Source organism: Streptomyces triticisoli (assembly GCF_003270085.1).
Taxonomy (GTDB): Bacteria; Actinomycetota; Actinomycetes; order Streptomycetales; family Streptomycetaceae; genus Streptomyces; species Streptomyces triticisoli.
This window is the reverse complement of sequence record NZ_QFDQ01000027.1, coordinates 17,633-27,871: the sequence shown is the minus strand read 5'-3', so window position 1 is coordinate 27,871 and position 10,239 is coordinate 17,633. Positions and strand designations below refer to the sequence as shown.

The following is a 10,239-nucleotide window of genomic DNA, read 5'->3' as shown; positions in this document are numbered from 1 at the left end:
GGCGCCGCCGGTGGGCGCACTCGCGCGGGGGGCGGGGGACGGCCCGGCGTCGGGCGCGCCCTGCTGGGCCGGGGTGGCGGGCTGCGTCATGAGGTCGCGCTCCCTTCCTCGGGTACGGACTGCGTGGACACGGGGCTTGACTCCAACACCAGGTCGAGTACGCGGTGTTCGTCCAGTTCACGGGCGGGTGCCGTGTGGACGACGAGGCCCTCGCGGAGCACCAGGACGCGGTCGGCGAGGCCGAGCACCTCGGGCACCTCGCTGGAGACCATCAGGACGGCGAGGCCCTCGTCGGCGAGGCGGCGCACCACCGCGTACAGCTCGGCACGGGCGCCGACGTCGACGCCGCGGGTCGGTTCGTCGAGGAGCAGGACGCGGCAGCCGCGCAGCAGCCAGCGGGCGAGGACCGCTTTTTGCTGGTTGCCGCCGGAGAGGGTGCGCACGGGGGTGTCGGGGTTGTCGGGGCGCAGGGAGAGTTCGCGGGTGGCCCGCCGGGCGGCGGCGCGTTCGGCACGCCGGTCGAGCCAGCCGGCGCGGGCGAAGCGCGACAGCGTGGAGACGGTGACGTTGCGGGTGACGGACTCCAGCATCAGCAGGGCCTGCGCCTTGCGTTCCTCGGGGGCGAGCCCGAGTCCGGCGCGCACGGCGGAGCGCACGCTGCCGGGGCGCAGGGGCCTGCCGTCGACGAGGACGCGGCCCGCGCTGGGTTTGCGGGCGCCGTAGACGGTCTCCAGGATCTCGGAGCGGCCGGAGCCGACGAGTCCGGCGAGGCCGACGATCTCGCCGGGCCGCAGTTCGAGGTCGAGGGGTGCGAACTCGCCGTCGCGGGCGAGCCCTTCGACGGTGAGGACGGGCGGGGGGTGCTCGGTGCCGGCCGGAGGACGCGGCGGGAAGACGTACTCGACGTTGCGGCCCGTCATCAGGGCGACGATCTCGCGGGTCGGGGTGGATTTCGCGGGCAGCCCGCCGGCGACGGCGCGGCCGTCCTTGAGGACGGTGACCCGGTCGCCGATGCGGCGGATCTCCTCCAGGCGGTGGGAGATGTAGACGACGGCGACGCCGTCGGCGGTGAGGTCGCCGGCGATGCGGAAGAGGTTGTCGACCTCCTCCGGGTCGAGGGCGGCCGACGGCTCGTCCATGACGATGAGCCGTACGTCGTGGGACAACGCCCGTGCCATGGAGACGATCTGCTGCTGGGCCGCCGACAACTCCCCCACCGGACGGCCGGGATCGATCTCCGGGTGGCCGAGTCGCTTGAGCAGCTCGGCCGTCGAGGAGCGTGCGGTCCGGCGTCGTACGACGAAGCCGGTGGCCGTGGGTTCGTGGCCCAGGTGGACGTTCTCGGCCACCGACATGTGCTCCACCAGGTCGAGTTCCTGGTAGATGGTGGCGATGCCCAGCCGCATCGCGGCGGACGGCGAGCGGAGGGTGACCGGTTCGCCGCGCCAGCGGATGGTGCCGGTGTCGGGCTGGTGGGCGCCGGCGAGGACCTTGATGAGGGTGGACTTGCCGGCCCCGTTCTGGCCGAGCAGGCAGTGCACCTCACCGGCCTGGACCTCCAGGTCGACGCCGTCCAGGGCCCGGACTCCGGGGAACGACTTGGTGATGCCGGACATGCTGAGCAGCGGTGGTTCTGGTGCCATGTGGGTTCACCTCGGCGGGCGGGCGCGCGGGCGGGCCGGTGTCAGGGTGAGAGCGAGGGCAGGGTGGAGCAGGGCAGGGCGGAACAGGGGCCGTACTGTGATCTGGTGACCGGTACTGCTGGGTCCGGGTTGCGCGGGTCGGGTTACGCGGGTGAGAACAGGTGGTCGCTGATGAGCCGGGCCGCGCCGATCACTCCGGCTTTCGGGCCCAGTTCGCCCAGGACGATGGGGAGGTTGCCGGTCGCCAGCGGCAGCGACTGGCGGTAGACCTGGGTGCGGATGGCGGCGAGGAGGGTGTGGCCGAGGCCGGTGACCCCGCCGCCGATCACCACCAGGCCGGGGTTGAAGAAGGAGACGAGTCCGGCGATGACCTGACCGGTGCGGGTTCCGCCCTGTCGGATCAGGTCGAGCGCGGTGGGGTCGCCCGCGGCGGCCGCGGCGGCGACGTCCACGGCGGTGAGCCGGCCGTTCGCCTCCAGTCGGGTCGCGAGTTCGGAGGACCGACCCTGTTGGGCCGCCTCCAGTGCGTCGCGGGCGAGTGCCGCGCCGCTGAAGTGGGCTTCCAGACAGCCCCGGTTGCCGCAGGCGCACGGGCGTCCGTCGGGCACGGCCTGGATGTGCCCGATGTCGCCCGCGCTGCCCGTCGTACCGCGGTGGACCTCGCCGCCGACGACGATGCCGCAGCCGATGCCGGTACCGATCTTGATGCAGAGGAAGTCGCCCACGGAGCGGGCGACGCCCGCGTGCTGCTCCCCCATCGCCATGAGGTTCACGTCGTTGTCGACCATGACCGGGCAGCCGAGTTCCTGGCTGAGCGCCTCCCGCACGGGGAAGCCGTCCCAGCCCGGCATGATCGGGGGCGCCACGGGGACGCCCTCGGGGAAGCGGACGGGGCCGGGGACGCCGATGCCGGCGCCGTCGTACCCCTCCGCGATCCCCGAGGCCCGCAGCTTCGCGGCCATGGCGAGGACCTGCTCGAAGACCGCCACGGGGCCCTCGCGCACGTCCATCGGCTGGTTGAGGTGCCCCAGCACCTCCAGTTCGGCGTTGGTGACGGCGACGTCGACCGAGGTCGCGCCGATGTCGACGCCCAGGAAGCGCAGGCCGGGTGCGAGGCGCACGTTGTGGGAGCGGCGGCCGCCGCGGGAGGCGGCGAGTCCGTCGGCGACGACCAGTCCCGTCTCCAGGAGCCGGTCCACCTCCACGGCCAGCTTCGACCGGGACAGGTCGACCCGGTCGCCGAGCTGTGCCCGGGAGCTGGGGCCCCCGTCGCGCAGCAGCTTCAGCAGCCGGGCCTGGTGTGCGTTGGCGGGTCGCGCCGTCATGCGTCTCACGGTCCCCTCCCGCCTCGATCCGGTCTGTCCACGCGGATTTTCGGCCATCCGGCCGATTTGGTTTCGAGGGGAACGTAGCAGTGACTGCCGGAAGTGGGAAGAAGTTACGCACGGATTGGTGGCCACTTTTTCCAGGGAGAGGACAAAGTGGGGGTGGGGACGGTGGCCTCGCGGTGGGTCAAGGGCAGCGGACGACCTGCCCGGCGTAGGAGAGGTTGCCGCCGAAGCCGAAGAGGAGGACCGGGTCGCCGGTGGTGACGGAGCCCCATTCGACCAGCTTGGACAGGGCCAGCGGGATGCTCGCGGCCGAGGTGTTGCCGGATTCGCTCACGTCCCGGGCGACCACGGCGTTGACGGCCCCGATCCGCTCGGCGAGCGGCTCGATGATGCGCAGGTTGGCCTGGTGCAGCACGACCGCGGCGAGCTCCTCGGGCGCGAGGCCGGCCCGCTCGCAGGCCTGCCGGGCCAGCGGCGGCAGTTGCGTGGTGGCCCACCGGTAGACGCTCTGCCCCTCCTGGGCGAAGCGCGGGGGTGTGCCCTCGATCCGTACCGCGTGCCCCATCTCCGGTACCGAACCCCACAGCACCGGCCCGATCCCGGGTGCCGCCGCCCCCGGCGGGCAGGCCTCGACCACGGCGGCGCCGGCCCCGTCGCCGACGAGCACGCAGGTCGTCCGGTCGCTCCAGTCGGCCACCTCGGACATCTTGTCGGCGCCGATGACCAGGGCGCGGGTGGCGGCGCCGGCGCGCACGGTGTGGTCGGCGGTGGCCAGGGCGTGGGTGAAGCCGGCGCAGACGACGTTGACGTCCATGGCGGCGGGGCGCGGCACGCCGAGCCGGGCCGCCACGCGGGCGGCGGTGTTCGGGGAGCGGTCGATGGCCGTGGAGGTGGCGACCAGGACCAGGTCGATGTCGGCGGGGGCGAGCCCCGCCGCCGCGAGGGCCTTGGCGGCGGCGTGCGCGGCGAGCTCGTCCACCGGCTCGTCGGGCCCGGCGATGTGCCGGGTCCGGATGCCCACCCGGCTCCTGATCCACTCGTCGCTGGTGTCCACCAGGCCGGCCAGGTCCTCGTTGGTGAGCACCCTGGCGGGCTGGTAGTGGCCGACGGCGGCGATGCGCGAGCCGTTCATGGGGATCCCCCTCGTTGCTTGCTTGCCGTGGGTGGCGGCGTCCACCAGTCTGATCAGTGACTCGCGGGTAGCCCGGCAGGTGAAGGCACAGGAATCGGGCACCCGGGTTGTCGGCTTCTGTCAGAAGGTCGGACGTCCCCGATAATCGGACTGATCGTTGAGGCCGTCAGGGAGAAGTGATGGGACGAGTCACGGAACGACGCAAGGTGATCCGTATCCGCGACGGGGCCGTCTCGTCCCGCCCGGACACGCTGGTGGCCGAGGAGCCGCTGGAGATCCGGCTGAACGGCAAGCCGCTCGCGATCACCATGCGCACCCCGGGCGACGACTTCGCGCTGGCGGCCGGGTTCCTGGTGAGCGAGGGTGTGCTGGGCTCGGCGTCCGACGTGCTGAACATCGTGTACTGCGCGGGGGCGACCGCGGAGGGGCACAACACGTACAACGTGGTGGATGTGAGGACGGCGGCGGAGGTCGTGCTGCCGGACATCACCCTGGAGCGCAACGTGTACACGACGTCCTCCTGCGGTCTGTGCGGCAAGGCCGGCCTGGACGCGGTCCGTACGACCGCCCGCTGGCCGATCTCGGACACCCCTCCGCTCCGCCTCGCGCCCGGACTCCTCGCGAGCCTTCCCGACCGGCTGCGCGCCGCCCAGCGCGTCTTCGACCGCACCGGCGGTCTGCACGCGGCGGCCCTGTTCGACGAGGACGGCGAACTGCTGGACATACGGGAGGACGTGGGCCGCCACAACGCCGTCGACAAACTGGTCGGGCTGGCCCTGCGCAGCGGGCGGCTGCCGCTGTCCCGGGCGATCCTGCTGGTCTCCGGGCGGGCCTCCTTCGAACTGGCCCAGAAGGCCGTCATGGCGGGAATCCCGGTGCTGGCGGCGGTCTCGGCACCATCGTCGCTGGCGGTGGACCTGGCGGTGGAGACGGGGTTGACGCTGGTGGGGTTCTTGCGGGGCAACTCCATGAATGTTTACGCGGGGGAAGGGCGGGTGGCCTTGCGGGAGGGCGTGGGGCGGGGCTGAGGAGGGCGGGGCCTCAGCCGCGGGCGTAGCCGGCCTCGACCGGGGCGCCCTCCTGCTGGGCCTCGGGGTCGTGGGAGCGGCGTTTGGCGATCACCGCGCAGACCATGAGCTGCATCTGGTGGAAGAGCATCAGCGGCAGTACGGCGAGGGAGGCCTGGGCGCCGAACAGGACGCTGGCCATGGGCAGGCCGGAGGCCAGCGACTTCTTCGAGCCGGCGAACTGGATGGCGATGCGGTCGGCCCGGCCGAAGCGCAGCACCCGGGCCCCGTACCAGGTCAGGGCGAGCATCACGGCGAGCAGTACGGCCTCCACACCGAGCAGGGCACCCAGCCGGGCGGGGCTCGCCTGGTGCCAGATGCCGCGGACCACGCCCTCGCTGAACGCGGTGTAGACGACGAGCAGGATCGCACCGCGGTCGACGAGCCCCAGGACCTTTCTGTGCCGGGCGACGAAGCCGCCGATCCACGGGCGCAGCACCTGCCCGCCGGCGAACGGCACGAGCAGTTGCAGCACGATCGTCACCAGTGAGTGCGCGGAGAAGCCGCCGCCGCCGTTGCCCAGGAGCACGGCCACGAGGAGCGGGGTGAGGACGATGCCGACCAGGGAGGAGAAGGAGCCTGCGCAGATCGCGGCGGGCACGTTGCCGCGGGCGATGGAGGTGAAGGCGATCGACGACTGAATGGTCGACGGAACGAGGGTGAGGAAGAGCAGACCCTGGTAGAGCGGCTGGGTCAGGACGGTCGGCACCAGGCCGCGGGCGGCCAGGCCCAGCAGGGGGAAGACAAGGAAAGTGCAGGCCAGGACCGTGAGGTGCAGTCGCCAGTGCTTCAGGCCGTCCAGCGCCTCGCGGGTGGACAGGCGGGCGCCGTAGAGGAAGAACAGGAAGGCGATCGCGGCGGTGGAGGCGCCCGAGGCCACGTGGGCGGCCGTGGAGCGGGCCGGCAGGAGCGCGGCGATGCCCACCGTGCCGATCAGCAGCACGATGTACGGGTCGATCGGCAGCCGGCTCGGCCAGTGCGGGCGTTTCACGGTGTTCCAGTGCTCCAGTACTTCACTTGCTCGTGTTCGTCTTCGTCGGCGGTACGGGACCGACGGGTGGCCCCTCTCCATCGTCCTCCCCGCCGGAGGGCCGTCACCGGGTCGTACAGATTCAGTCGTACTGATTCAGTCGTACAGATTCAGTGGAGATTACGGCACTGAAAGGTACGGAACCGTAAGTTTTCTGTCCGCCCCGCGACACCGTGGGGTAGCTTTCACGGCGCTGTGCGGAGCGTCACATGGAGAGCGGCACAAGGAGGAGCGGGCTTGCGCGAGTTCACCAGCCCTCCGTCGACTCTGCCACCGCCGGTGGGCGGGCTGGCCGACGTCGTCTTCCAGCACGCCCGGGACGACCCGCTGCACATCGCGCTCGGACGCAAGGACGACTACGGGAACTGGCACGACGTGACCTGCGCCGAGTTCCGCGACGAGGTGCTGGCCCTGGCCAAGGGCCTGCTGGCGCAGGGTGTCCGCTTCGGCGACCGGGTCGCGATCATGTCCCGCACCCGCTACGAGTGGACGCTGTTCGACTTCGCGCTGTGGACGATCGGTGCCCAGGTGGTGCCGGTCTACCCGACCTCCTCGGCCGAGCAGTGCTTCTGGATGCTGTACGACGCCGAGGTGTCGGCGGCGGTCGTGGAGCACGAGGACCACGCGATGACGATCGCCACCGTCATCGACCGGCTGCCGCAGCTGCGCCGGCTGTGGCAGCTGGACTCCGGCGTCGTGCGGGAGCTGTACGCCGTGGGCGCGCACATCGACGACGACGTGGTGCGCCGGCACCGGGAGGCGGTCACCCCGGGCTCGGTCGCGACGGTGATCTACACCTCCGGCACCACCGGCCGGCCCAAGGGCTGTGTCCTGTCCCACGGCAACTTCATGTACGAGGCGGACACGGTCCTCGAGCACTGGGAGCCGGTGTTCCACACCAGGAAGGGCGACGAGGCGGCCACGCTGCTGTTCCTGCCGCTCGCGCACGTCTTCGGGCGGATGGTGGAGGTGGCGGCGGTGCGCGGCAAGGTCCGCTTCGGCCACCAGCCGCAGCTGAACGCCGACGCCCTGCTGCCCGATCTGCAGGCGTTCCGGCCGACGTTCGTCCTCGCGGTGCCGTACGTCTTCGAGAAGGTGTTCCACGCGGCCCGGCGCAAGGCGGAGAAGGAGGGCAGGAGCGGGCCCTTCGAGAAGGCCGTCGAGGTGGCCGTGAAGTACGCGGACGCCGTCGAGGCCAGGGCGTGGGGCGTCGGGCCGGGTCCTTCGGCCGGTCTGCGGGTGCAGCACCAGTTCTTCGACAAGCTCGTCTACTCCAAGGTGCGGGCGGCCCTGGGCGGCCGCATACGCAACGCCATGTCCGGCGGTTCGGCCATGGACCGGCGGCTCGGGCTGTTCTTCGCGGGCGCCGGCGTGCAGATCTACGAGGGCTACGGCCTGACCGAGTCCACCGCGGCCGCCACCGCCAACCCGCCGGGGCGCACCCGCTACGGCACCGTCGGGCAGCCCGTCCCGGGCGTCACCGTGCACATCGCCGACGACGGCGAGGTCTGGCTGAACGGCGACAACGTCTTCCAGGGCTACCTCAACAACCCGAAGGCCACCGACGAGACCCTGCACGACGGCTGGCTGGCCACCGGCGACCTCGGCTTCCTCGACGAGTACGGCTATCTGACCATCACCGGGCGCAAGAAGGAGATCCTGGTGACCTCCGGCGGCAAGAGCGTGTCGCCGGGCCTGCTGGAGGAGCGGGTGCGTGACCACCCGCTGGTCTCCCAGTGCATCGTCGTCGGCAACGACCGCCCCTACGTCGCCGCCCTGATCACCCTCGACCAGGAGGCCGTCGAGCACTGGCTGCAGATGCGCGGCAAGCCGCGGATGCCGGCGGCCCGGCTGGTGCTCGACGCCGACCTGGAGATGGAGGTGCGGCGCGCGGTGGTCGCCGCCAACACGCTGGTCTCCCGGGCCGAGGCCATCCGCACCTTCCGCATCCTCGCCCAGCCGTTCACCGAGGAACACGGCCTGCTGACCCCGTCCCTCAAGTTCAAGCGCAGGGCCATCGAGAAGGCGTACGCCGACGAGGTGGAGGCGCTGTACCAGGGCTGAGCCCGGCACACCACGCGGGTCAGGAATGCGGTGCGGGTCGTGATCGTTGACGATGGAGTACCACCAGACGACTTGACCACAACCGAAGGATCAAGAGTTCGTGAGCAGCAAGGTTCCCCCGATCGTCCTCAACAACGGTGTCGAGATGCCCCAGCTGGGCTTCGGTGTCTGGCAGGTGCCGGACGACGAGGCGGAGCGGGCCGTCGCCACCGCGTTGGAGGCCGGGTACCGCAGCATCGACACAGCCGCGATCTACGGCAACGAGGAGGGCACCGGCAGGGCCGTCGCCGCCTCCGGCATCCCGCGTGAGGAGGTCTTCGTCACCACCAAGCTCTGGAACAGCGACCAGGGGTACGACTCCGCGCTGCGCGCCTTCGACACGTCGCTGGGCAAGCTCGGCCTGGAGTACGTGGACCTCTACCTGATCCACTGGCCGACGCCGGCCCGGGGGAAGTTCGTCGACACCTACAAGGCGCTCGAGAAGCTGCACGCGGAGGGGCGCGTCCGGGCGATCGGCGTCTCCAACTTCCTTCCCGAGCACCTGGAGCACCTGATCGCCGAGGCCTCGGTGATCCCGGCGGTCAACCAGATCGAGCTGCATCCGCACCTGCAGCAGCACGCCGCCCGTGAGTACCACGCGGAGCAGGGCATCGCCACCGAGGCCTGGTCGCCGCTCGGCCAGGGCAAGGGACTGCTGGAGGTTCCGGCGATCGTCGCGATCGGCCAGAAGCACAACCGCACGCCGGCCCAGGTCGTGCTGCGCTGGCACCTCCAGCTGGGCAACATCGTGATCCCGAAGTCGGTGACGCCGTCCCGGATCCGGGAGAACATCGAGGTCTTCGACTTCAGCCTGGACACCGAGGACCTCGCGGCGATCAGCGCGCTGAACGAGGACCGGCGCCTCGGCCCGGACCCGGCGACGTTCGACGTGGCCTGACATCCGGTCCCCGTCCCGTCCCCGTCACCGGTGTGCTGCGCGCACGTCGTGCGCCGGTGACGGGGACCGGCGTGCTCAGGAGGTCCGCACGGCCGTGTACACGGTGTACACCTTCAGTACGAACACGTCCCCGCGGCGGTGCACGCCCGCCTCGTCCTCGGGGTCGAGGAGGCGGTCGAGGGTGGCGCGGTCCTCGTCGTCGATGCCGTCCTCGAGGGATTCGCGCAGCCGGTTCAGGGTGGCGGCGACGTAGGCGCGAGCCCGGTCGGAGGCCGGGGCGGGCAGGTCCAGCAGGAAGCTGCGGGTGCGGGTGGGTTTCAGACCCGCGGCCGTCAGCAGCGCCGGCCAGTCCTCGGTCTCGGCGACGGAATCCGGCAGTTCGGCCCGCATCCGCGTGAACCAGTCCTCCTGCACCACGTCGAGGCGGGCCTGGAGCCCCGGGCGGCCGATGCCGATGTCCCGGGGCAGGAAGCGGGCCGGCAGTCCGCCCTCCAGCAGGGCGAGGGTGCCGCCGGGTGCCAGGCGCTCGGCGAACGCGGCGAGGGCGGCCCGCTGGTCACCCAGGTGGTGCAGGCTGTTGCTGGCCCACAGCAGATCGGCTGGGTACTCCAACTCGCCGAGTGCCTCCGGGAGTTCACCGTGCACGGTGGTGAAGCGGTCGGCGTGGCCGAGGCCGGCGGCCCGGGCGCGGGCCCGCTCCAGCAGCGGCTCGGAGCCGTCCACGGCGGCCACCCGGGCGCCCGGGAAGCTCTCGGCGAACAGACAGGAGACCACCCCGGGTCCGCTGCCGGCGTCGACGATCAGGCCCGGCTCGGTCACCTCCTCCGCCAGCCAGGCCATGGCCCGCTCGTAGAGGGGTGCGAACAGTTCCGCCTGGGACTCCAGCTGCGGGGCCATCACGGCCCAGTCGATGTCGGTGTCCCCGTGGTGGTGCTGGTGGTGCTGCTGGTGGTGGTGCCGGTGGTGCTCGTGCGCCATGGTCGTCCGCCTCTCCTGTGTGTTGCGCCCAGACTGCGCCGACGCACCGCCGGGAGG

The 10,239-nt window shown here is 71.7% G+C and carries 8 protein-coding genes; 3 read left to right on the top strand and 5 right to left on the bottom strand.

Annotation, left to right across the window (positions count from 1 at the left end; translation table 11 throughout):
- Window positions 1–86: 86 nt before the first annotated feature.
- The 3 genes from DEP02_RS05455 to DEP02_RS05445 form a co-directional block, all read right to left on the bottom strand.
- Window positions 87–1,643 (bottom strand): sugar ABC transporter ATP-binding protein, encoded by a 1,557-nt coding sequence (locus tag DEP02_RS05455; RefSeq protein WP_112466191.1) that lies wholly within the window; start codon window positions 1,641–1,643, stop codon window positions 87–89.
- A 143-nt stretch (window positions 1,644–1,786) separates the two neighbouring features.
- On the bottom strand, window positions 1,787–2,968 hold the full coding sequence (locus DEP02_RS05450; protein WP_112466190.1) for an ROK family transcriptional regulator: 1,182 nt from the start codon (window positions 2,966–2,968) through the stop codon (window positions 1,787–1,789).
- A gap of 187 nt (window positions 2,969–3,155) precedes the next feature.
- Window positions 3,156–4,106: a beta-ketoacyl-ACP synthase III gene (locus DEP02_RS05445; RefSeq protein WP_112466189.1), complete on the bottom strand. Its 951-nt coding sequence runs from the start codon at window positions 4,104–4,106 to the stop codon at window positions 3,156–3,158.
- A 179-nt stretch (window positions 4,107–4,285) separates the two neighbouring features.
- Between DEP02_RS05445 and fdhD the strand changes: the two genes are divergently transcribed.
- Window positions 4,286–5,134 (top strand): formate dehydrogenase accessory sulfurtransferase FdhD, encoded by an 849-nt coding sequence (gene fdhD, locus DEP02_RS05440; protein ID WP_112466188.1) that lies wholly within the window; start codon window positions 4,286–4,288, stop codon window positions 5,132–5,134.
- A gap of 13 nt (window positions 5,135–5,147) precedes the next feature.
- On the opposite strand, the gene DEP02_RS05435 is transcribed toward fdhD, so the two are convergent.
- On the bottom strand, window positions 5,148–6,164 hold the full coding sequence (locus tag DEP02_RS05435; protein ID WP_112466187.1) for a bile acid:sodium symporter family protein: 1,017 nt from the start codon (window positions 6,162–6,164) through the stop codon (window positions 5,148–5,150).
- Window positions 6,165–6,440: 276 nt separating this feature from the next.
- On the opposite strand from DEP02_RS05435, the gene DEP02_RS05430 reads away from it, so the two are divergent.
- Both DEP02_RS05430 and DEP02_RS05425 read left to right on the top strand, forming a co-directional pair.
- A complete protein-coding gene (locus DEP02_RS05430; protein ID WP_112466186.1) occupies window positions 6,441–8,267 on the top strand; it encodes an AMP-dependent synthetase/ligase in 1,827 nt (608 codons plus the stop codon).
- A gap of 100 nt (window positions 8,268–8,367) precedes the next feature.
- Window positions 8,368–9,204 (top strand): aldo/keto reductase, encoded by an 837-nt coding sequence (locus DEP02_RS05425; RefSeq protein WP_112466185.1) that lies wholly within the window; start codon window positions 8,368–8,370, stop codon window positions 9,202–9,204.
- 75 nt (window positions 9,205–9,279) lie between these two features.
- Here DEP02_RS05425 and DEP02_RS05420 read toward each other — a convergent pair whose 3' ends face one another.
- Window positions 9,280–10,182: a class I SAM-dependent methyltransferase gene (locus DEP02_RS05420; protein ID WP_112466184.1), complete on the bottom strand. Its 903-nt coding sequence runs from the start codon at window positions 10,180–10,182 to the stop codon at window positions 9,280–9,282.
- Between the last annotated feature and the right edge of the window lie 57 nt (window positions 10,183–10,239).

What these genes read in the sequence shown, in the direction of transcription:
- DEP02_RS05455 (WP_112466191.1), bottom strand. Translation starts at nt 1,643, where the DNA reads ATGGCACCAGAACCACCGCTGCTCAGCATGTCCGGCATCACCAAGTCG.
- DEP02_RS05450 (WP_112466190.1), bottom strand. Translation starts at nt 2,968, where the DNA reads ATGACGGCGCGACCCGCCAACGCACACCAGGCCCGGCTGCTGAAGCTG.
- DEP02_RS05445 (WP_112466189.1), bottom strand. Translation starts at nt 4,106, where the DNA reads ATGAACGGCTCGCGCATCGCCGCCGTCGGCCACTACCAGCCCGCCAGG.
- fdhD (WP_112466188.1), top strand. Translation starts at nt 4,286, where the DNA reads ATGGGACGAGTCACGGAACGACGCAAGGTGATCCGTATCCGCGACGGG.
- DEP02_RS05420 (WP_112466184.1), bottom strand. Translation starts at nt 10,182, where the DNA reads ATGGCGCACGAGCACCACCGGCACCACCACCAGCAGCACCACCAGCAC.